We start from the raw sequence: 21,201 nt of genomic DNA, 5'->3' as shown, positions 1-21,201 counted from the left end.
ATGACACGCACTCATTCACGCAGGGACGCAAAGTCCACGGAGGATTACATGAGCGATCTGCTGAAAAAAGGATTCTACACGGGCCTTGGCGCCGGGCTTTTGCTCAAAGACGAAATCATGAACGCGCTAACTCCACCCGTGAAGGTGGACGACATGCCGTTGGAGGAAGTGCGGGAACAGCTGCGCCAGGTGCTGGCCCGCATGGCCGGTGGAGTGGGCCAGGGTGTTGACGCGCTCAAGGAGGCCGGGGAAGAGGAGCTGGCCAGCCTGCTGGACCGCTTCGGCCTGGCCAAGGCCGAAGACGTAGAGGCGCTGAAAAAGCGCATCGCGGACCTGGAGGCCACGCTCAAGACCGGCAAGAAGAAGTAACTAAAAAAGCGGGCAGCGCGTCTTTACGCGCTGCCCGCCCGTCTCATTCTCACATCCATCGACACGAAACTATTGGGGATTCCAAAGGGACACTGTCCCTTTGGCCGCCGGAGGCATATCCCTCCCCTCTCCCCTTAAATATGCTGCTTCAGCAGGTCGTACGGAGTATCTTCCGGCAACTTGATCCGGTTGTCCGGCAGAAAAGTGGACGCCAAGGCTCCCAGCCATTCACGGCTCACCTTCAGGCTCTCGAAGGCCAGCACCGCCCTGCCCTCTTCCTGAAACAGGCTATATCCCACGATCTCGACCTGTACCGGGTCCGACTCGCCCCTGGGCAGAGCCTCGACTTTCATGGTCTTGGCCGACGAATTCAGAGTAACCTTGAACGACTGGCAGTAGCTGTCCATCAAGGGGGCCAGCTTGCTGGTGATGGCCGTGGACACGGCCAAGTCTTTGAGCGCTCCGAACATGCGTCTACCAGGTCAGGGCGTTGGACTCGTCCAGGCAGAGCTTGGTGCCTTCCTGGCAAGGGGGAATCACATACTCGCCGTTGAAACAGGCCAGGCAGTACTTGGGGTCCTTCATGTCGGCCCCCACCGAGTTCAGGAGGCCGTCCACGGTCAGGTAGTGCAGGCTGTCCAGGCCGATGTAGCGGGCGATGTCATCCACGGAATTGTTGGCCGCGATGAGTTCGCCCTTGGAGGAGAAGTCGATGCCGTAGAAGCACGGGAACTTGATGGGCGGGCAGCTCACCCGCATGTGGATCTCCCGGGCGCCCAGCTCCCTGAGCTTCTTGATTCGGGTGCGGATGGTGGTGCCGCGAACGATGGAGTCTTCCACGATGAGGATGCGCTTGTTCTTTATCATGGAGCGCACGGGGTTCAGCTTCACCCGCACCGAGAAGTCGCGCATGTTCTGGGAAGGCTGGATGAAGGTGCGGCCCACGTAGTGGTTGCGGATCATGGCCACCTCGAAGGGCAGGCCGGACTCCTGGGCGTAGCCCACCGCCGCGTAGACCCCGGAATCCGGGAACGGCATCACGTAGTCCGCGTCCATGGGCGCTTCCTTGGCCAGGGTCTGGCCCATGAGCTTGCGCCGGGAATAGACCACTTCGCCGAACACCACGGAATCCGGGCGGGCGAAGTAGACCAGCTCGAATATGCAGCGCCGCACGGGTTGCGGCTCGCTTATGCGGTATGATCTCAGGCACTTGTCCTGGATGACCAGCATCTCGCCCGGTTCGATGGGGCGCAGGTACTCGGCCTCGATGAGGTCGAAGGCGCAGGTCTCGGAGGAAATGACGTAATTATCGTCCAGGCGTCCCAGGGCCAAGGGCCGGATGCCGTTGGGGTCGCGCACGGCGATCATCTTGTCGTTGGCCTGGATGATGAGCGAATAGGAGCCCTTCACCTTCTGGCAAGCCTTGATGACGGCGTCCTCGATGGTGCCGCCGTTTAGGCTCCGGGCGATAAGGTGGACGAAGATCTCCGAATCCATGGTGGTCTGGAAGATGGACCCGGCGGCTTCCAGTTCGGCGCGCAACTCGTAGGTGTTCACCAGGTTGCCGTTGTGGGCGATGGCCAGGTTCCAGTCGCCGAAGCGGACCAGGAACGGCTGGGCGTTGCGCAGGAGGGACGCGCCGGTGGTGGAATATCGGATGTGGCCGACGGCGATGGAGCCCTTGAGTTCCTTGCCCAGGTGGCGCTCGTTGAAAACGTCCGCCACCAGGCCCATGCCCTTCTGCTCGCGGATTTTTTCGCCGTCCCAGGTGACTATGCCGGCCGACTCCTGCCCCCGGTGCTGCAGGGCGTAGAGGCCGAAATAGGTCATGCGCGCGGCCTCGGGATGGCCGTAGATGCCGAACAATCCGCAATATTCTTTCTTCATCTTCCTAACTCGCCGCCTTTGGTGCAAGGCCTTCAGATAAGGCCTTGGCCTGGGCTGTCAATTGCGCGGGTATTCAGGAGTAGTATTCCTGGAGGCTCTTGACGTCGAGCCCCGTGCCCGTGAGTTCCTTGATGGCCTGGGCCATGGCCTTGGCCCCGGCAACCGTGGTGGTGTAGGGCACGCCGTAGAGAAGCGTGGTCTGCCTGAGCTGCGAGGAATCCTGCACGGTCTTCTTGCCGGAAACGGTGTTGATCATGAGCTGGATGTCGCCGTTGATCACCATGTCCGCCGCGTTGGGGCGTCCCTCGTAGACCTTGAGAACCTTCTCCGCCTTGATTCCGTTGTCGTTCAGCACCTGGGCCGTCCCGCCCGTGGCCACGATCTTGAAGCCGATCTCCGCGAACATCCGGGCAGCGGGCAGGATGGCCTGCTTATCGCTGTCGTTCACGGAAAGAAACACCGTTCCCGACATGGGCAGCCGCTGTCCGGCGGCAAGCTGGCTCTTCATGAAGGCCAGGCCGAAGCTCGTGTCCACGCCCATGACCTCGCCGGTGGAGCGCATCTCGGGCCCCAGCAGAACGTCCACGCCCGGGAAGCGGTTGAACGGGAACACGGACTCCTTCACGGAGACGTACCCGCCCTTGCGGGCGCTCCAGGGGTCCAGGTCCTTGAGCTTCACGCCCATCATCACCTTGGTGGCAAGCTTGGCCAGGGGCACGCCCGTGGCCTTGGACACGAAGGGCGAGGTGCGCGATGCCCTGGGGTTAACCTCCAGGATGTATACCACCCCGTCTTTCAAGGCGAACTGGATGTTCATGAGCCCGACCACGTCCAGCTCAATGGCCAGGGCCTTGGTCTGGCGTTCGATTTCGGCAACGATGTCCGCGGACAAGGTGTGGGGAGGCAGCACACAGGCCGAGTCGCCGGAATGGATGCCGGCCTCCTCGATGTGTTCCATGATCCCGGCCACATAGGTGTCCGTGCCGTCGCAGATGGCGTCGACATCCACCTCGATGGCGTTCTCCAGGAACTTGTCCACCAGGATGGGATGCTCCGGGGAAACAACCGCGGCTTTCTTGAAATAGCTGATGAGGCCTTCCTCGTCGTAGACCACTTCCATAGCCCGGCCGCCCAGCACGTAGGACGGGCGGACCACCACGGGATAGGTGATCTCCTTGGCGATCTTGCAGGCCTCTTCCACGGACATGGCCGTGCCGTTGGGGGGCTGCTTGAGACCTAACTTCTTGAGCAACGCCTGGAACCGCTCGCGGTCTTCCGCCCTGTCGATGGAGTCAGGCGAAGTACCCAGGATGGGCACTCCGGCGCGCATGAGCGGCACCGCCAGGTTCAGGGGGGTCTGGCCACCGAACTGAACGATGACGCCCTCGGGCTTCTCGTGCTCGATGATGTTCAGCGCATCCTCGAAGGTGAGCGGCTCGAAATAGAGCTTGTCCGACGTATCGTAGTCGGTGGACACGGTCTCCGGGTTGGAGTTGACCATGATGGACTCGATGCCCAGCTCGCGTAGCGCGTAGGAAGCGTGCACGCAGCAGTAGTCGAACTCGATACCCTGGCCGATGCGGTTGGGGCCGCCGCCCAGGATGACCACCTTGCGCTTCTCGGACGGCGTTGTTTCGGAGCCGGTCTCGTAGGTGGAGTAGTAATAAGGAGTGTAGGCTTCGAACTCTGCGGCGCAGGTGTCCACCAGATAGTAGGTGGGTTTGACCGCGAGCTTCTTGCGGATGTCGCGGATATCCAGCTCGGATTTTTTCCAGAGCGTGGCCAGCTGGCGGTCCGAAAAGCCGTTCCGCTTGGCTTTCTGCATCACTGGTGCCAGCTTGGGGTTGGAGGCGCTCACGCTCTCCTGCAGGGCGAAGGAGTGGAGTTCGCCTTCCAGATCCACGATCTCTTTTATCTGGCGCAAAAACCAGGGGTCGATCTTGGTGGCCTCGAAGATTTCGGCCTCGGTCATGCCACAGAGCATGGCCGAGCGGACATCGAAGAGCCTGCGGGAATTGGGCTTTCTGAGCGACGCCAGAATGGCGTCCTTGTCCCAGGTGCACTTGTCGTATTCCTTGGAAAGGCCCGGCATGCCCACTTCAAGGGAACGCAGGCCCTTTTGCAGGGCTTCCTTGAAGGTGCGCCCGATGCTCATGGCCTCGCCCACGCTCTTCATGGCCGTGGTGAGGTAGTCCTCTGCTCCGGGGAACTTCTCGAAGGTGAACCGCGGGATCTTGACCACCACATAGTCGATGCTGGGCTCGAAGGAGGCCATGGTCTCGCGGGTGATGTCGTTGGGGATTTCGTCCAGGGTATAGCCCACGGCCAGCTTGGCCGCGATCTTGGCGATGGGGAAACCCGTGGCCTTGGAGGCCAGGGCCGAGGAGCGCGACACGCGCGGGTTCATCTCGATGATGACCAGCTCCCCGTTCTCGGGATTCACGGCGAACTGCACGTTGGACCCGCCGGTTTCCACGCCTATTTCGCGCATGATGGCCAGGGCCGCGTCGCGCATCCGCTGGTATTCGTCGTCGGTCAGGGTCTGGGCCGGGGCCACGGTAATGGAGTCGCCGGTGTGAACGCCCATGGGGTCGATGTTCTCGATGGAACAGATGATGACGCAGTTGTCGTTGACGTCGCGCATCACCTCGAGCTCGAATTCCTTCCAGCCGAGCACGGACTGTTCGAGCATCACCTCGGACTTCATGGAAAGCGATAGCCCGCGCGCGGCGATCTTTTCCAGGTCTTCCATGTTGTAGGCCACGCCGCCGCCCGAGCCGCCCATGGTGAAGGCCGGACGGACGATGATGGGGAAGGAGATCTTCTTGCCCCAGTGACGCACGTCCTCGATGGAGCGGCAGATGCCGGATTCGGGCACCTTGAGCCCGATGTCCTTCATGGCAGCCTTGAATTCCTCGCGGCTTTCGGCTTTCTTTATTACGGCCAGATTCGCGCCGATAAGTTCCACATTGAACTTTTCCAACACGCCGGATTCGGCCAGGGCCACGGCCGTGTTCAGGCCGGTCTGGCCGCCCAGTGTGGGCAGCAGGGCGTCCGGGCGTTCGCGCTCGATGATCTTGGCCACGATGTCCGGGTCTATGGGTTCCACATAGGTGCGGTCGGCCAGGCCGGGGTCGGTCATGATGGTGGCCGGGTTGGAATTGACCAACACCACCTCATATCCTTCTTCCTTGAGGGCCTTGGCCGCCTGCGAGCCGGAATAGTCGAATTCGCAAGCCTGGCCTATGACGATGGGGCCGGAGCCGATGATGAGAATCTTTTTGAGGTCCGTGCGTTTGGGCATGACTTGGCGGGGTTAAAGTTGAGAAACGGTTCCGAGCGCTTGAAACATGCGTAAATTGTCAAAAAGGGGTTCGCCCCGGGCGTGGGTTTACGCAACTTATCCCCCGCCTGCAAGACACTTTCGCTCCCACCCGGCGATTGACTTCCCCGCCAGCTTGCTTAAAGGAGTGCCAGCCGTACATACTATGAGGTAGCACCACGTGAAGCCCCAATACATCCTGGCCGGAAGCCTCGCCGCGGTGGTCGCCGTACTGGACCAGATCACCAAGTACCAGGTGCAGAAGCACATCAAGCTCTTCACCACGCACGAGATCATCCCGGGGTTTTTCAACCTGGTGCACACCCTGAACAAGGGCGCGGCCTTCGGATTCCTCAACCGGCCGGACACATCCTGGCAGACCTATTTCTTCATCGCCGCCACCGCCCTGGCCGTGGTCATCGTGATGAACCTGCTTTCCAAGGCCGAACCCGGGGCCAAGCTCTTCATTGTGGCTCTCGGGCTTATCCTCGGCGGAGCGGTGGGCAACCTCATCGACAGGATCCGAACCGGCCAAGTGGTGGACTTCCTCGAGTTCTACCTCGGCTCCTTTGTCTGGCCAGCCTTCAATGTGGCCGACATCGCCATCACCTGCGGTTCGCTGGCACTCATCTTCTCCTTCTACGTGCGCAAGCAACCTTAGACGGAGAAAAACCCCGCGGCCTTGCCAAAAGGACCGGCCGGAGATAGCAAGGACGGACTATGTCTCTCACATCCACCATCGGGGGCTACCCCCTCTGGTTCTTCCTGGTGATGGCCCTGCCCGCGTTCATCAATTTCTGGGCCATCGCCCATGCATTCTACCGCAACTTCCCCACTGTTCAAGAGAAGATGGTCTGGCTGTGCCTTGCGGTGTTCGTGCCGGTGCTGGGCGGCCTCATCTACCTGTTCGTGGGCCGCAAAAGAGGAACGAAAGAATCATGAAAGCTCGTCTTGCGGTTTTCGCCGCACTGCTTTTCCTGTCCGGATGCGCCGGAGCCGAAACATCCAGCGCCCCGGTCAAGGGCAAGCCCATTGATCCCCATGCCCAGGCCCAGGCCAACCAGCTGGCCGAGATAGACGGACTCAAGTCCCAGGTGCAGCGTTTGAGCGCGGAAGTGGAGGATTTGAACCTCCAGGTCCGTACCCTCACCGAAGGGGACTCCGCTGGCGGCGCTACCACCATGCCGGAACTCTCCAAGCGCCTCCAGAAGCTCGAAGGCAACATAAGGCAGATGGCCTCCCAGCTGGGCGTCGAGGTGGACGGCCAGCAGCCGGCGGCCGGCCAGGCACCAGGCATCGACACCCAGGCCCAGCAGGCATCGCTCTCGCCCGGATCCCCTTCCGCGTCTCAAGCTCCGGCTACGTCCAGGCCCACGGACGTTCCCGCAGCGGCCAACGCCGACCCGGCCGAGGCCATCTACGCCAAGGGCATGCAGGCTTTCCAGGCCAAGGAATACGACAAGGCCGCAGGCATGTGGCGCGACGTAGCCAAGAACTATCCCAAGCACACCCTGGCTCCCAACGCCTATTTCTGGATGGGCGAGGCCTACTTCCAGAAGGGCGACATGGCCCAGGCCGTGCTCAACTACAATGAAGTGGTGGAGAAATTCCCCAAGAGCAACAAGGCCCCGTCGGCCATGCTCAAGATGGGAATGGCGTTCCAGAAGCTGAACAAGAAGGACGCCGCCAAACTCATGTTCCAGGATCTCATCAAGAAATTCCCGGACTCCGCCGAGGCGCGCCGGGCCAAGAGCCTTATCTGAGGAATCGCACCCATGAACGAGGTACGCAAGATCGTCCACCTGAGCTTTTCCCCGGAAACTTCCGGCAAGCCGGTGGTCTGCAACATCATCAAGCTTTTCGACCTGTGCTTCAACATACTCAAGGCCCAGATCAACCCTCGTGAAGTGGGTGAAATGGTGCTCGAAATCCACGGCATTGAGCAGGCGGTCAACGACGGTCTGGAATACCTGAAGGAACACGGGGTCAAGATTACCCCCGTGGCCCAGAAGGTGCGCAAGGACGAGGATCTGTGCGTCCATTGCGGCGTCTGCACCGCTCTGTGCCGCCCCCGCGCCCTGGAGATCGACCGCAAGACCTGGCGGGTCCACCTCGACTCCGAGAAATGCGTGGCCTGCGGCCTGTGCGTGAAGCTCTGTCCGGTGAAGGCCATGGAGACGCAGCTGGAAAACGGGGTCCTCTAACACCGCTGGAGGCTGGCATATGGGTGAGGAACAACGCACCTTCCTTCGCATCCCCACCAACATGCAGGGGCAGCTGCGCTTGGTGGCGTCCGAGGCGGAACACCAACTCTTTCGCGAAGCTCCCATCACGAGCACCGCGGTCACGGCCATGGAGCTCAAGAACGCGGGCGTCAACGAAGCCATGGTGAACGCCCTGCTTGCCCTGGACCGCAAGCTGGACATGCTCATCGGCATCCACACCCGGGATAGCCTTCAGGACCAATTCCCGTACACTATCGAAATAGTGGAGATCTCCGGTGCAGGGGTGAAAGTGGCCTCCCCCTACCCCTTGGTGATGGATCAGCTGGTGGAGGTGGTGATAACCCTGACCCAGCTGCCGATTCGCATGGCCGCGGCCATCGGCCGGGTTATCCGCGAGGAAATCATTGACGGGCGCCAGATCTGGGCCATCGATTTTACGAAAATACGTGACCGCGACCTGGAAACCATAGTACAGTTCGTTTTCCAAACCCAACGCGACGAGCTACGCGTCAAAAAGTGGGAGCAGCCAGGATGACCGCGAATGATACCATGATCGAAAACCTGATGGACAGGTACATGGACGAGATGGTGGAGAACTTGAAAACCGCCATCACCCAGGCCGTGGAGAACGAACTGTCCAAGTCGCTCACCCGCTCGCTTCTGCAGGGCGAGTTCTACAAGCGCATGAGCGACGACATGCGCCAGGGGCTGCAGTCCATCTACAAGGAGCTTTCCAGCGCTCGCCAGGAAGACGGCACCGAAATAGTCAAAGAGAAAAAACGCGCAGACCAGCTTTTCAGCGAAGCGGCCGACCAGCTGGACAAGATACTCTCCACCACCGAGCAGGCCACCGGCGAGATCATGGACATCGTGGAACGCCACATGGAGATGCAGGCCAAGTCGAACCAGATCCTGCACAGCTTGAAGTCCGGCGGAGTCACCAAGGACCAGCTTCAGGACCTTCGGCAGATGAGCGACACTTTGAATGCGGACCTGATGTCCATCATGACCACCCTCTCCTTCCAGGACCTCACCGGTCAGCGCATCAAGCGCATTATCGGCGCCATCAAGAACGTGGAGGCCATCGTCCTGGACCTGTACCTGTCAACTGGGCTCAAGGTGCGGGCGCACGAGGAAGCTCCGGAAAAGGGATTGGAGGAGATCGAGGCCGAAGCGGCCCAGAAGGTCAACGAGCTCAAGGGCCCGCAGGTGGGCACCAACCAGGCTTCGGTGGATGATCTGCTGGCGTCGCTTGGAATGTAAACATTTATAAGCTTTAGTTGCTACGTGAATGGAAAGCCGGGGCGTTAAGCCCCTGCTTTTTTTGTGATACCCTGTAAGCTCCGAACTACTTCGAACCGAACCTTTTCCAAAGTTCGAAGGCTTCGCCACCAAAGCAGTCTTCTTTTTCGTCCAGTTCCATTGTTTTGGCCCCTGAAGCGTACCAGAGTGTCTTTGAAGCATTCTTCGCACTCTCGAAACGCTTCCAGCAGACATGCACTTTGCCGGTCCTGACATTAACGAAAACGGCAACATTCTCATCAGGGCAGGCGTGAGGCTTGCAGAAACTCGCCTTAATGATGTCTCCTTCCTGAAGGACGGGGGTCTCCACACGGCCATTTTTCCAGCCCTCCAGCACACGCTTGAGCGCCTGGGGTGGCAGCATGTCCTTTAAGACAGGGAGTATGGAAGGGTCTTCAAAAAAGGTTTTTCCGGTGTTCTTTGGCCTTCCGGGTGTATCCGTGTCTGAGGGATACTTCCCCACCCACCAGGAAAGTGAACCACGCGATCCTTGAGAAAAAGCGCCCGGTTGAGCCATTTCTGCCCGGCTCGAGGGTGCAGCTTGAGACGCTTCTGCCAGAACCGCAGAACCGCAAAGAAATGCTGTGACGACGAGAGATGCCATCAGTGCGTGTTTCATTGCCGCAGTTCTCCCATCCGAATTGGTAATTACTGTATCTGCTCTCTGCCCCCGTACTGCTTCCGCCACTCATCCAGGAAAAGAATCGCCGTTTCCACGGGCGTGAGCTTGCCCGCCTTGGCCCGAAGCGCCCAGACCAGATCCTTGAAGGGCGCATCCTCGGTGAGTCCGAGCCCGGCCAGGAGCTGGCGAGCCTCGCCCTGGTACTCTTCGGGCAGGGCTGAAAGCGCCCCTTCATCCTGGCGCTGTTTGGGCCAGCCCTCCAGGCGTTCCTCCAGAAACGCGAGCAGAGTCCGCATCCTGGCTTGATAGGTGTGGTCCTTGAGGGCTCGCGCCCTGGCCCTTTCGGCATAGGCCCAGCGCTCTTGGGGCGCGGCCAGGAACTTGGCCACCCCGGCTTTGAGCTCGTCCATGGAGGTGAACGTGGCCAGCTCGTCAGGCCCGAAAAGCTCGGGCAAAAGCGTACGCTGGTCCACCAATTGAAACGCCCCGCACATGGCCAGCTCGAAGGTGCGCGGGTTCACGAAGTCCCCGCCGGAGACCAGTTCCTTGGCGGACACGCTGGAGTGCAGGTTCAGGTTCACGGCCGTGGCGTTGAATATCTTCACCGACTCCTCGGAGGATATGCGCTCCCCGCCGCGCTGCACCAGCTGGGCGAGTATCTCGTCCCCTTCCCAATCCGATCCCCAGATTTTGAGCCCCTGCCCCATGAGTTCCTTGAACGCGGCCCGGCGGTTGGGATACCCGGCGCCCAAAAACGAGACGTCCGCCCCGTACATGCGCTTCTCCACCGGGGAGAGTTCCATGGGCTTGTGGAAATCCGGGTCGGCGGCCAGGGGCAGGTACAGGCCGTTTGGCTGGCCGATCTCCTGAAGCTTGCCCAGGAGCGGCTCCTTTTGGATTACCGCGAATGCGTCGTAGTGGGGGGCGAAGGACTCCCAGTAGGTGAAGAGCCTGAAATCCTCCATGAACCACATGGCCGTGGGAATCTCCGCCTGGCGCAGGCGTTTGAGCACCTGCTTGGTGAGAGGGGCCTGGGCCATGGCCAGCACCAGATCGGGCTGGAAGGTCTCGGCCTTGGAGAGGATGGCCTGGGCCACCACCTGCAGAAAGGCGTGCTCGAGATAGTCCAGGCGTTCGGTGGTGACGCGAAGGCCCTTGAGCGCTGTGAAGGCGCCGTAAAAGTCGGGAGCCTCGAAGGTCTCGACCGTGTGGCCAAGCGATGCCAGGGCCTTGCGGCAATAACGCCCGATGGGAAGGGAGCCGCCGTAGAGGGGCAGGACAACGAGAATTCGCAGGGGACGGTTCATAATGCCTCAAACAGGGCCTGAGGTTTGTTCAGCATGAAATCGGGGTCTTCCACGAGCCGGTCAGCCAGGTCCGGGGCGGGAGGGAGGCCTTGCCCCCATTCGATGCCCAGATGGCGCGCTATGAAGGCCCGCACCCGGGTCCGCTCGGCCAGGGTGCGGTCGCTGCCCGCGAAGGAAACGTAGGTCACGCCCAGCGGGTCGAAGCGTGTGTCTAACCCTAGCAGGCCCGGGGGCGGGTCTCCGGTGATTTTGCCGCCGACCAGGCGCAGAAACTCGCGGCGTTTGAACGGCTCCAAACAGGCGTGCTCATTGGGGCAGGAAGCCGACTCCAGACAGGGGGAACAGGGGAGAACCGCCTGCCATACGGTGTGTCCCTGGCCGTAGGGTCCGGTCTCATGGCACCAGGCGGAGGAAAGAAACACTGCTGTAACGGGAACCCCGAGATGCGCGGCAAGGTGCATGACGCCGGTGTCCGGAGTAAGCACCCGGTCCAGCCCGGAAACCCTGTCGCACAGCTCATCAAGGCCTGTCCGGCCTGTCAGGTCATCGACCATGCCGGACACACGGGCCGGAAGCAGGGACATGAGTTCCCTGGCCGCTGGTTTCTCGCCTGCCGTGCCCAGAAGAAATATCTTGGGAGTGTTCAGCACCGGCAGCATGGCCTGCACAACTCCGGCCAGCACGTCCGGAGGCAGGGAGCGCCTGGCATGGCGACCGGCCATGGCCACCCCCAGGCCGCCCCCACGGGGAACAGCCGGCGGATTGACTTGCCCGGCGGGAAACATCGGCAGGGCAAATCCGGCCCAGAAATCGGCCAGATTCATCGCCGCCTGCCTGCGGTTCTTGGTCCAGCGGAAGGCCATTGCCGCCCAGGGATCGCGCAGGGGCTGGCCTTCGTTGAGACTGTAGCCCCGCACCACGCCTGGATCAAACAGGGAGCTGACCGCCAGGCTCATGCCCGCGAAATTCAGATTATACACGCGGTGAAAGCGGAGACCGGCCAGATCAACCAGGGTGCCCTTCAAAGAGGACGGATCGGGCGGGGAATGCGCATCAATGGTGTGGACAGACACGTCTGGATAAATCCGGGAAGCGAGCTTCCCAAGAGATGAATCCACGAGAAGATGCACAGGACGCCCCGAAGCCGCAAGACCGAGAATGAGCCGTTTGGTCTGGAGAAGATCCCCAAAACGGGCCAGCTGCATTACCAGGACGGGCTTCATGGGCTTTTTGGTTATCCCAAGGCCGGGGGGAAAGAAAGTGGCTTTGCGGGAACAGCCGGATTTGTTATGGTATCCGCCCATGCGATACTACCCTCTATTCGCGGACCTCACCCGCAAGCGCTGCCTGGTGGTTGGCGCGGGCGAAGTGGGCCGCCGCAAGATAGGAACCCTGGCCGCCTGCGGAGCCCAGGAAGTCCTCGTGCTGGATACCCGCGCCCCAGACGCGGACCTTGCGGAAACACTGGCCCTGCCCGCCGTGGCCTTCGAGCAGCGCTCCTTCGAGGATAAGGACCTGGACGGGCGTTTTCTGGTCATTGCCTCAACCTCCAATGAGGAACTCAACTGGCGCATCAGCCGGGCCTGCGAGGCGCGTGGCATACTCTGCAACATCGTGGACCAGCCAGAGAAGTGCAGCTTCATCGTTCCGGCGCTCTTCACCCAGGGCGACCTGACCGTGGCCATCTCCACCGGCGGCGGCTCCCCTGCTCTGGCCCGCAAGATCCGCAAGGGCCTGGGAGAGTTTTTGGGCTCGGAATACGGCGCGGTCCTGGTGCTCATGAGCAGGCTGCGCCCCCTGGTGCTGGAACTTGGGCTCGGCTCGCCCAAAAACGCCACCATCTTCCGGGGACTTCTGGACTCGGGCCTGCTGGAGGCCCTGGAAGCAAGGGACATGGCCCAGGCTTCGGCCCTGTTGGCCGAACATATTCCGTCGGAACTCCACCCGCGCATTCCGGAGATACTGGATGGGCTTAGCTGATCTGACCCTCTACGCGGTAATGGCCCTGTACCTCATTGGCAGCGGCGGCCACATCTGCGGCATCATCACCCGCAAGGAGCGTCCCAAACTCATAGGTGGGGCCATCTCCGGAGCGGGGTTCGCCCTGCACGGCCTGAGCCTTGGCCTCATGCTGTTTCAAACTCCCTCGCTGACCCTGACCAGCGGCGAATTCTACTTGAGCCTCTTCTCCTGGAGCCTGCTCCTGGTGCTCTTTATTTTGTGGATCAAGCTCAGGCTCTCTTTTCTGGGGCTCATCGCAACTCCTCTGGCTCTGGTGCTGCTCCTAAGCTCCCAGGCAGTCACGGCTGCCCGAGTTCCCCTGCCGACGTCGCTGGCCGGACTTTTCTTCGGGCTGCACATCGGGACCCTGTTCGCCTCCATGGGCCTCATGGCCATGGCCTGCGCCGCCGGAGCCGCCTATCTGAAGCTCGAAAAACGCATCAAATCCAAGGAAAAGCTCACTGGCGTGTGGGCCTCCCTGCCCTCCCTGGAGAAGCTCGACACGGCCAACCGTATCGCGGTGACCGTTGGATTTCCCCTGCACACCGTTGGCCTGTTGTCCGGGTTCATATGGGCCGGACTCACCTGGCAGCGGTTCTTCTCCTGGGACCCCAAGGAAATGGCGGCGGTCTTCATCTGGCTCTTGTTCGCGTATCTGTTCCACCAGCGCTTGGCCTTCGGTTGGCGCGGGCGAAAGACCGCCTGGCTGGCCATCTGGGTCTTTGGCCTGAGCCTGGCCTCGATGCTTGGAATCAACTTCTTCGTCAAGACACACCATAGTTTCGCCTGATGCAGCACGATATCCATCTTTTCGGTCTGAACCACCGCACCGCCGGAGTGGAGGTGCGGGAATGCTTCGCCCTCAAAGACCAGGAGCGGTTCGAGGAATGCGTTCTCTCGCTCGGCCGCACCGTGAGCGAGGTGATGGTGCTCTCCACCTGCAACCGGGTGGAAATACTGGTGGTGGCCCCGCGCGGTTCCAACGTCTCGGGCAAGGTGCTCGAGTGCTGGGCCAACGCCAGCGGGCGGGAATCCCCTGAGCTGGCCCCGCACGTCTACGAACACCGCGACCTGGCGGCTGTGGAGCACCTCTTTCTGGTGGCTTCGGGCCTTGACTCCATGGTGCTCGGCGAGCCGCAGATTCTGGGGCAGCTAAAGCAAGCGTACAAGGCCTCGGTGGACAAGGGCCAGGCCCGGGTGGTGGTCAACCGGCTTTTGCACAAGGCCTTTTCCGTGGCCAAGCGGGTGCGCACCGAGACCGGCATCGGCACCAGCGCCGTGTCCATCAGCTACGCGGCGGTGGAATTGGCCAAGCATATCTTCGGCGAGATGGGAGACAAGAAGGCCATGCTCATCGGAGCCGGAGAAATGGCCGAACTGGCGGCAACGCATCTGGTGGGCTCCGGGGTCAATTCGCTGTGCGTGGTCAACCGCACTTTCGCCCGCGCCGAAGAGCTGGCGGCCCGGTTCAAGGGCAAGGCCTATTCCTTTTCGGAGCTCATCGAGCGTCTGCCCGAGGTGGACATCGTCATCACCTCCACCGGTTCACCTGAACCCATCATCCGGGCCCGCGACATCAAGGACGTACTCAAGAAGCGCAAATACAAGCCCATGTTCTTTATCGACATCGCTGTGCCGCGAGACATCGATCCGGACATCAACAGCCTGGACAACGTCTACCTCTACGACATCGACGATTTGAAGGAAGTGGTGGAGGAAAACAAGGCCCAACGGCAATCCGAGGCGGAAAAGGCCCGGGAGATCATCGCGGCCGAGTCAGTAAAATTCGGCAGGTGGCTGGATTCGCTTGACCTCCAGCCAACCATCGTTGACCTCCTGTCGCGCGGAGAGATTCTGGCCCGCAAGGAGCTTAGGAAAACGCTCAAACGCCTGGGACCGGATTGCGCGGACGAGGTGCGAGACGCCGTGGAAACCCTGGCCCTGACGCTTTCGCGCAAACTGTACCACGACCCTCTGGTCTTTCTGAAACGGCGCTCCCACGAGGAAGGTGGGGAACGCTTCCTGGACCTGGCCAGACGCATGTTCAACCTCGATCTCGACTCCGTGCCCCCCGAGGCGCACCTGGATCGCAAGCCCGGAACAGAGGACTAGATGCGCGCCTACACCATAGACGAACTCACGGACGAAGATGTCGCCAAGATAGAAGACCGCCTGACGCAAAAAGGGTGGACCGGGTCCATCAAAGGCATGTACTATGTGCCTATCCCCGAGCAGTATCTGGGGCCTGACCAGAAAGAGCATACGGAGTCCTGCGGGCCGTTTTTCCTTCCCCTGGAAACTGGAGACGGCTGGGTCCGTCTTGAGCTTCTCGTCCGGGCCCGCAAGATACTGCGCTGTTCCTGCGTGGCTTATGCAAATCCAGCCCTGCGAGAGCATATGGTGGACATGCTGGACAGCCTGATTCGTGAGTTGGACATCGCCGTCTAGGAGTGCACCATGTCCCATATTCAATGGACCGACAAACTCTCCGTCGACATCCAAGAAATCGACCTCCAGCACCGCCATCTCATCGGCCTGATCGCCGAGCTGGACAAGGCTCTGGCCATCGGCGCTGACAAGGATATCCTGGGCAAGGTGATACGCGAATTAAACACCTACGTCCGGGAGCATTTCACCGCCGAGGAGCGCTGGATGAAGCGCCACGGCTTCCCCGGCCTCGGTGACCACATGATCCAGCACGAAGCCTTCGTGGAGAAGCTCCTGCACGTGGAACTCGACTACCTGGCCGACAGGACGGAACTCTCCGCGGAACTGCTCGATTACCTCATGGGCTGGATAGAAGAACACGTCACCGGTTACGACCAGCGTTATGCCGAATACTTCCGGGCCAAAGGAATCATCTGAGCCCATGCCCGTTCCTGCGGGCCTTCAAGACCTTTCCCCCTGGGGGGCGCACTTGTGCCTCAGGGTGGAGGCATTCCTCAAGGAACTGATCCCGGATGGCCTTGAAGGCCGCTCATTCGTCCTGGCGCTGTCGGGGGGGCTGGACTCCACCGCCCTGGCGCTTATCATGCGCCTTCTCACCCCCAGACTGGGAGCGGACTTCACCGCCGCCCACTTAGACCATGGCTTACGCCCGGAGTCCGGAAAGGACGCCACGGCTTGCGCCGCATTCTGCGAACGCATCAATCTGTCCTGCCAATGCGGTTTCCAAAACGTGCGGGCCCTGGCTAATGACTGGAAAACCGGGATCGAGGACGCCGGGCGCCGGGCCCGCTATGCCTGGTTGGAAGAGATACGGGAGCGCTCGGGCGCCTTTGCCGTGCTCTGCGCCCATCACCTGAACGATCTTGCCGAAGACCAGCTCATGCGCCTTACCCGGGGAGGAGGATGGCCCGCCCTGGGGGGAATGCCCGCCTGGGACCCTGGCAGACGCATCCTGCGTCCTCTTCTCATGACTCCCAAGGCCGATCTGCAACGCCTGCTCGAAGAAACCGGGACCGCCTGGCGCGAAGATGAGAGCAACACGGACCAGGCATTCATGCGCAACCGGGTGCGCTCGGACATACTCCCCTTGTTCATTCGTGAAAATTTGGACTATCTCGGCGCGGCTGCCGAGCTGTGGAAACAGGCGCGCATTGACGAAATACACTGGAATAACGAAGTGTTGGCGCACGATCCGGCAGCTGGTTCACCACAGGAAACTCATGTGCTCTCCAACAATACCCTGAAAGGGTGCTCACAAGCATTGAGACTGCGTATGTACAAGCGATGCGTGGAAGCTATAGGCCCCGGCCAACCCCTCGCCCCCACGCTGCACGGACTCGACGAGGCATGGTCTAAGCGTTCGATTGGAAAGACTTTTCAATTTCCAGGCAACAAAGTGGCCCGGATTGAGCGCGAAGGAATCGTCTTCTTGCCAGCTGCATCGCCCACCGGCGTTGACACCTGAGGCCCCTGAGGATAGAAACCCTCGATTGTTATTTTTTAAACAAGGAGGCGGCGCGTGAATATCCTGATCTTCGGGCCCAACGGCAGCGGCAAGGGAACCCAGGGTTCCCTGGTCAAAGACAAGTACAATTTGGCTCACATCGAGTCCGGCGGCATCTTCCGCGAACACATCGGGGGCGGCACCGAGTTGGGCAAGAAGGCCAAGGCATTCATCGACCGCGGCGACCTGGTTCCCGACGACATCACCATCCCCATGGTGCTCGAGACCCTGAAATCCAAGGGCAAGAACGGCTGGCTCCTCGACGGCTTCCCCCGCAGCATCGTGCAGGCCCAGAAGCTCTGGGAAGCCCTGCAGGCTGAAAACGTGAAGCTCGACTACGTCATCGAGATCCTGCTGCCCCGCGAAGTGGCCAAGAACCGCATCATGGGCCGCCGCCTCTGCAAGAACGACAACAACCACCCCAACAACATCTTCATCGACGCCATCAAGCCCAACGGCGACAAGTGCCGGGTGTGCGGCGGCGAGCTCTCCGCCCGTGCCGACGACCAGGACGAAGGCGCCATCGGCAAGCGCCACGACATCTACTACGACACCAAGACCGGCACCCTGGCCGCCGCCTACTTCTTCAAGGAGCTGGCCGCCAAGGGCGTGAGCAAGTACATCGAGCTCAATGGCGAAGGGTCCATCACCTCGATCAAGGACAAGCTGCTCTCCCAGCTGGACTAGTTCCTTTCATTGCGTTTAGAGCCCCGGGGTTTACGCCCCGGGGCTTTTTTTTAGCCCTTGGGGAATAAACCCTGCCAAAACGGACCGCTTGGAAATCATGCCCCAAAACGCCATCACCGCCCTTATCGCTTCGCTTGCAAAAGCCCCATCCAGCAAAAATCTCTTCAATCCCTTCAGTGATCCGAAGCTTGCCTCCAACCTAGCGCAGTACCTCCATTTTCTGGCCTCAAGCCCCGTTCGTCTGGCCTTGATCGGTGAAGCGGCCGGGCACCGTGGCTGCGCTCTCACCGGCATGGCCTTCACCAGCCCCGAGACCCTGCGCGACTCCCAGAATAGCTTCTTCTCGGCGCACAGAGGCACCCTCCACCGCCAGGGGGACATCTTCGAACCAAGCGGCAGATACGTCTGGGGCGTGGCCGATGCCCATGGAATAGTGCCGCTTCTCTGGAACGCCCTGCCGCTGCACCCGCACGAACCTGGCAAGCCGCGCACCAACCGCACCCCGACAAAAGCGGAACTCAAATTGGGGGAGACTTATCTCGTGAGCGTTCTGGAGATTTTCCGGCCGGAAGTGGTGGTGGCCGTGGGGCGAAAGGCAGAGCAGTCCCTGAATGCGCTGTTCCCTGGATTGAAATTTTCCACTGTTCGCCATCCTTCAATGGGCGGGAGTACGCTCTTCAGACAGCAGATGGCGGAAATCCTGCGTCAGGTTCCCGCCTGAGTTCATTTCCATTCCAGCCTGGTTTTCCTGAAGACAGCCGCGAAGCGGAAAGGGATTCCAAAGGGCGCAACAATTCCGCAGGACAGCGGAATTGGGCGCTGCTTGCAGCGCCCGCAGGGCGAGGGCCAGGACGGCCCGAGTCATCCCTTTGGCCGCCGGAGGCTTCCCCTGGCACACCCGCTTCGAAGCAAAAACGAAAAGCCCGCGCGGCCAAAGGCCGGCGGGCTTGTAAATACTCGATGAGACCAGCTAGGCGCCGATCTTGTTGACGGCCAGATTCAGCCGGGAAACCTTGCGTGCGGCGGTCTTCCAGTGAATGATCTTCTTGGAGGCGACGCTGTCCAGGACGGCGGTGGCTTCCTTCAGAGCGGCAGCAGCGGCGGCGGCATCCTTCTGTTCGATGGCGGCGCGCACGGCCTTGATGACGTTCTTCACCTGGGTTTTAGCGGAACGGTTGCGGGCACGAGCAACAAGGCTCTGACGGTGCCTTTTCAATGCGGACTTATGATTGGCCAAGGGATCTCCCTCCTCACAGCAAGTTCAAAGACGGACTTGATAGGCGCGACAGCCTGGTTTGTCAAGCGCCAAACGATCTCACGAGACTATCAAGTTCACGCCCAGGATAATTTTACCACAACCAATACGGGATTCCAAAGGGCGTATAGCCCTTTGGCCGCCGGAGGCTTCCTCCCGACGGTTCCCCCGATTCCCTATACCTGGAGCGCCGCGAAGTCCGCCAATCGGCTCAGGCGGTCAACCAACGATTTCAGCAGATTCAGGCGCTCAATCTTGAGTCCCTCATCCTCGCACATCACCATGACGTTATCGAAGAAGGCGTCCACGCTGGGGCGCAATTCCCCAAGAAGGCCGAACAGCGCGTCGTAATCATCGGCGCCCAAAAGCTCTTCGAACCGGGCGGCCGTGGCGGCCAACGTGTCCGCCAGGGCCAGTTCCGAGGGCTCCTTGAGCTTCGTGCGGTCAAATGCCCCGGAAAGGCTCATCTGTGAGGCCTGCTTGCGGATGATGTTGGCCGCGCGCTTGAAGGCCAGCACGGCCTGGTCGAAGCCTTCGCTTTCGCTGAACCTGGTCAGGGCGGCCATGCGGGCGTCCAAAGCCCAGACGTCGGCAAACCCGGCCCCAATGGCTGCGTCCACCACCTGGGACCGAACTCCTTTGCCCAGGTACCATGCCTTCAGGCGCGAACCGAAGAACTCAAGCAGCTTGGCCTTGGCCGCGCCTGGCTCAAGTTTCCACGCTACCCCGGTATACCCGGAAAAAGCGGCGTCAATCAATGTTTCCAGGTTCAGACGCAAGCCCTGCTCGATGATGATGCGGCAGATGCCCAGCACCTGGCGGCGCAGGGCGTAAGGGTCGGCCGCGCCGGTGGGGATCATCTCCAGGCCGAAGCAGCCGGCCAGGGTGTCCATCTTGTCGGCAATGGCCAGGAGCGCGCCTGCCAGGCTTTGCGGTGCCTGGCTGTCGGGGCCGAGCGGCAGGTACTGCTCCGAAATGGCCTGGGCCACCTGCTCATTCTCACCCATCTTTCGCGCGTACACGCCGCCCATGACGCCCTGGAGGTCGGCGAATTCGCCCACCATCTCGGACACCAGGTCCGCCTTGGAGAGACGGCCGGCCTGGGCAAGATCGATCATGAGTTCCGGTTTTGCCTGCTCGGCAAGTTTCACACACAGGCTTTCGATGCGCCGGGTCTTGTTGCCCATGGAACCGAGCGGCGCCAGGAAGGTGACCGAATCGAGCTTGGCGAGCCATGTGTCGAAACTCGAAGCCAGATCGGTCTCCCAGAAGAAGCGGGCATCCTCGAGCCTGGCTTTGAGCACGCGTTCCCATCCCTTGCGCACCAGGGCGACGTCGGTGGGCTCAAGCCCGGCCGTGGTCAAAAAATGGGGCAGCAGCTTGCCCTTGGCGTCTTCCACGCCAAAGCTCTTCTGGTGACTCTCCATGCTGGTGAGCAGCACCTGCCTGGGGAGCTCCAGGTAGCGTTTGTCGAAATTGCCCAGGATCACCAGAGGATACTCGACCAGCCCGCAGACTTCTTCCAGAAGGCGCTCGCTGACCACGGGCCTGCCTCCGGCCGTGGCCGCGGCCTTTTCGCACTGTTCGACGATGGCCGCCCGGCGTTCGGCGGGATCAAGCATCACCTTGCCCTTCTGGGCGAGCACGGGGAAATAGTCCTCCACCTTGTCCAGAGCCCAGGGACCGGCACCCATGACCCGATGGCCAAAGGTCGCCCGGCCGGAGGGGACGGTGGCCACTTCGAAGGGAACGACCGTATCGTCTAGAAGGGCCACGATCCAGCGGATTGGGCGGCCGAAGGTATAGTCCAGGCTGCCCCAGTGCATCTTCTTGGGAAACGTGAGCGCCTTTACCGCCGCCACGCAGACGTCCGGAAGCAGATCGATCGCCTTGCCCCCTCCGGTGGCCTTGCGCAGGGCGAGATACTGCCCCTTGGGGGTGTCCACGGTGAACACCTGGGACATGTCCGCGCCCTGGCCCTTGGCGAACCCCATGGCGGCCGCCGTGGGATTGCCGGAAGCATCGTAGGCGGCCTTCACGGGCGGCCCGGTGACCACTTCCTCCTCGCTGCGCTGCTTTTCGTCCAGACCTTGGACGAGCACGGTCAAACGGCGCGGGGTGGCCCAGGTCTTAACGGTTTCGAACCCAAGCTTGTTCTGCTCCAAAAGCCCCGAGAGTGTCTGGCGGAGCTCCTCGGTGAGAGCGGCCAGGAAGCGCGAGGGCATCTCCTCGAAGCCGATTTCCAAGAGAAAGGCTGGCATGAATGACGTCC

The 21,201-nt window shown here is 61.2% G+C and carries 21 protein-coding genes and 1 pseudogene; 14 read left to right on the top strand and 8 right to left on the bottom strand.

Annotation, left to right across the window (positions count from 1 at the left end):
* Positions 1 to 48: 48 nt before the first annotated feature.
* Entirely contained in the window at positions 49 to 369 is a 321-nt protein-coding gene (locus tag HY795_02880; GenBank protein MBI4804158.1) for a phasin family protein, read from the top strand.
* Positions 370 to 503: 134 nt separating this feature from the next.
* On the opposite strand, the gene HY795_02875 is transcribed toward HY795_02880, so the two are convergent.
* The 3 genes from HY795_02875 to carB all read right to left on the bottom strand — a co-directional run bounded on the left by HY795_02875 (position 504) and on the right by carB (position 5,560).
* A complete protein-coding gene (locus HY795_02875) occupies positions 504 to 839 on the bottom strand; it encodes a hypothetical protein (GenBank protein ID MBI4804157.1) in 336 nt (111 codons plus the stop codon).
* A gap of 4 nt (positions 840 to 843) precedes the next feature.
* Positions 844 to 2,256 (bottom strand): amidophosphoribosyltransferase, encoded by a 1,413-nt coding sequence (locus HY795_02870; protein MBI4804156.1) that lies wholly within the window; start codon positions 2,254 to 2,256, stop codon positions 844 to 846.
* 73 nt (positions 2,257 to 2,329) lie between these two features.
* The gene (gene carB / locus HY795_02865; protein MBI4804155.1) at positions 2,330 to 5,560 is read right to left on the bottom strand and encodes a carbamoyl-phosphate synthase large subunit; all 3,231 of its coding nucleotides are present in this window, start codon (positions 5,558 to 5,560) and stop codon (positions 2,330 to 2,332) included.
* Positions 5,561 to 5,759: 199 nt separating this feature from the next.
* Here carB and lspA point away from each other — a divergent pair, with 199 nt between their 5' ends.
* The 6 genes from lspA to HY795_02835 are packed head-to-tail and all read left to right on the top strand — an operon-like array spanning position 5,760 to position 9,066.
* Complete coding sequence (gene lspA / locus HY795_02860; protein MBI4804154.1) at positions 5,760 to 6,239, top strand: signal peptidase II; 480 nt, start codon at positions 5,760 to 5,762, stop codon at positions 6,237 to 6,239.
* 59 nt (positions 6,240 to 6,298) lie between these two features.
* The gene (locus HY795_02855; GenBank protein MBI4804153.1) at positions 6,299 to 6,520 is read left to right on the top strand and encodes a PLDc_N domain-containing protein; all 222 of its coding nucleotides are present in this window, start codon (positions 6,299 to 6,301) and stop codon (positions 6,518 to 6,520) included.
* Positions 6,517 to 7,341, top strand: coding sequence for a tol-pal system protein YbgF (gene ybgF / locus HY795_02850; GenBank protein MBI4804152.1), 825 nt, complete (start codon positions 6,517 to 6,519; stop codon positions 7,339 to 7,341). The genes HY795_02855 and ybgF overlap by 4 nt, the downstream gene beginning before the upstream one ends.
* A 12-nt stretch (positions 7,342 to 7,353) precedes the next feature.
* Positions 7,354 to 7,782 carry a 4Fe-4S binding protein gene (locus HY795_02845; GenBank protein MBI4804151.1) on the top strand — a complete coding sequence of 143 codons (429 nt, stop codon included), beginning with the start codon at positions 7,354 to 7,356 and terminating at the stop codon, positions 7,780 to 7,782.
* 19 nt (positions 7,783 to 7,801) lie between these two features.
* The gene (locus tag HY795_02840) at positions 7,802 to 8,338 is read left to right on the top strand and encodes a PilZ domain-containing protein (protein MBI4804150.1); all 537 of its coding nucleotides are present in this window, start codon (positions 7,802 to 7,804) and stop codon (positions 8,336 to 8,338) included.
* Positions 8,335 to 9,066, top strand: coding sequence for a protein phosphatase CheZ (locus HY795_02835; GenBank protein MBI4804149.1), 732 nt, complete (start codon positions 8,335 to 8,337; stop codon positions 9,064 to 9,066). The genes HY795_02840 and HY795_02835 overlap by 4 nt, the downstream gene beginning before the upstream one ends.
* A gap of 85 nt (positions 9,067 to 9,151) precedes the next feature.
* Here HY795_02835 and HY795_02830 read toward each other — a convergent pair whose 3' ends face one another.
* The 3 genes from HY795_02830 to HY795_02820 are packed head-to-tail and all read right to left on the bottom strand — an operon-like array spanning position 9,152 to position 12,257.
* Positions 9,152 to 9,724, bottom strand: coding sequence for a hypothetical protein (locus HY795_02830; protein MBI4804148.1), 573 nt, complete (start codon positions 9,722 to 9,724; stop codon positions 9,152 to 9,154).
* Between the two features lie 29 nt (positions 9,725 to 9,753).
* Positions 9,754 to 11,034 (bottom strand): glycosyltransferase, encoded by a 1,281-nt coding sequence (locus HY795_02825; GenBank protein MBI4804147.1) that lies wholly within the window; start codon positions 11,032 to 11,034, stop codon positions 9,754 to 9,756.
* A complete protein-coding gene (locus HY795_02820) occupies positions 11,031 to 12,257 on the bottom strand; it encodes a glycosyltransferase family 9 protein (protein MBI4804146.1) in 1,227 nt (408 codons plus the stop codon). Before HY795_02820 ends, HY795_02825 begins: the two co-directional genes overlap by 4 nt.
* A gap of 79 nt (positions 12,258 to 12,336) precedes the next feature.
* On the opposite strand from HY795_02820, the gene HY795_02815 reads away from it, so the two are divergent.
* From HY795_02815 to HY795_02785, 7 genes and pseudogenes are all read left to right on the top strand, one after another.
* Entirely contained in the window at positions 12,337 to 13,014 is a 678-nt protein-coding gene (locus HY795_02815) for a bifunctional precorrin-2 dehydrogenase/sirohydrochlorin ferrochelatase (GenBank protein ID MBI4804145.1), read from the top strand.
* A complete protein-coding gene (gene ccsA / locus HY795_02810; protein MBI4804144.1) occupies positions 13,001 to 13,825 on the top strand; it encodes a cytochrome c biogenesis protein CcsA in 825 nt (274 codons plus the stop codon). The genes HY795_02815 and ccsA overlap by 14 nt, the downstream gene beginning before the upstream one ends.
* Entirely contained in the window at positions 13,825 to 15,147 is a 1,323-nt protein-coding gene (locus tag HY795_02805) for a glutamyl-tRNA reductase (GenBank protein ID MBI4804143.1), read from the top strand. The genes ccsA and HY795_02805 overlap by 1 nt, the downstream gene beginning before the upstream one ends.
* Positions 15,148 to 15,483 (top strand): hypothetical protein, encoded by a 336-nt coding sequence (locus tag HY795_02800; protein MBI4804142.1) that lies wholly within the window; start codon positions 15,148 to 15,150, stop codon positions 15,481 to 15,483.
* Positions 15,484 to 15,492: 9 nt separating this feature from the next.
* A complete protein-coding gene (locus tag HY795_02795) occupies positions 15,493 to 15,900 on the top strand; it encodes a hemerythrin family protein (GenBank protein ID MBI4804141.1) in 408 nt (135 codons plus the stop codon).
* Positions 15,866 to 17,674 (top strand): annotated as a pseudogene (locus HY795_02790) (adenylate kinase). Before HY795_02795 ends, HY795_02790 begins: the two are co-directional and overlap by 35 nt.
* Before the next feature lie 97 nt (positions 17,675 to 17,771).
* Positions 17,772 to 18,395, top strand: coding sequence for a uracil-DNA glycosylase (locus HY795_02785; protein ID MBI4804140.1), 624 nt, complete (start codon positions 17,772 to 17,774; stop codon positions 18,393 to 18,395).
* Positions 18,396 to 18,644: 249 nt separating this feature from the next.
* Here HY795_02785 and HY795_02780 read toward each other — a convergent pair whose 3' ends face one another.
* Both HY795_02780 and HY795_02775 read right to left on the bottom strand, forming a co-directional pair.
* Complete coding sequence (locus tag HY795_02780; GenBank protein MBI4804139.1) at positions 18,645 to 18,911, bottom strand: 30S ribosomal protein S20; 267 nt, start codon at positions 18,909 to 18,911, stop codon at positions 18,645 to 18,647.
* 194 nt (positions 18,912 to 19,105) lie between these two features.
* Positions 19,106 to 21,190 (bottom strand): glycine--tRNA ligase subunit beta, encoded by a 2,085-nt coding sequence (locus tag HY795_02775; GenBank protein ID MBI4804138.1) that lies wholly within the window; start codon positions 21,188 to 21,190, stop codon positions 19,106 to 19,108.
* Between the last annotated feature and the right edge of the window lie 11 nt (positions 21,191 to 21,201).

It is taken from the genome of Desulfovibrio sp. (assembly GCA_016208105.1).
Taxonomy (GTDB): Bacteria; Desulfobacterota; Desulfovibrionia; order Desulfovibrionales; family Desulfovibrionaceae; genus Fundidesulfovibrio.
Note: the sequence above shows the minus strand (reverse complement) of the source record. Positions and strands in the feature narration are given on the sequence as shown.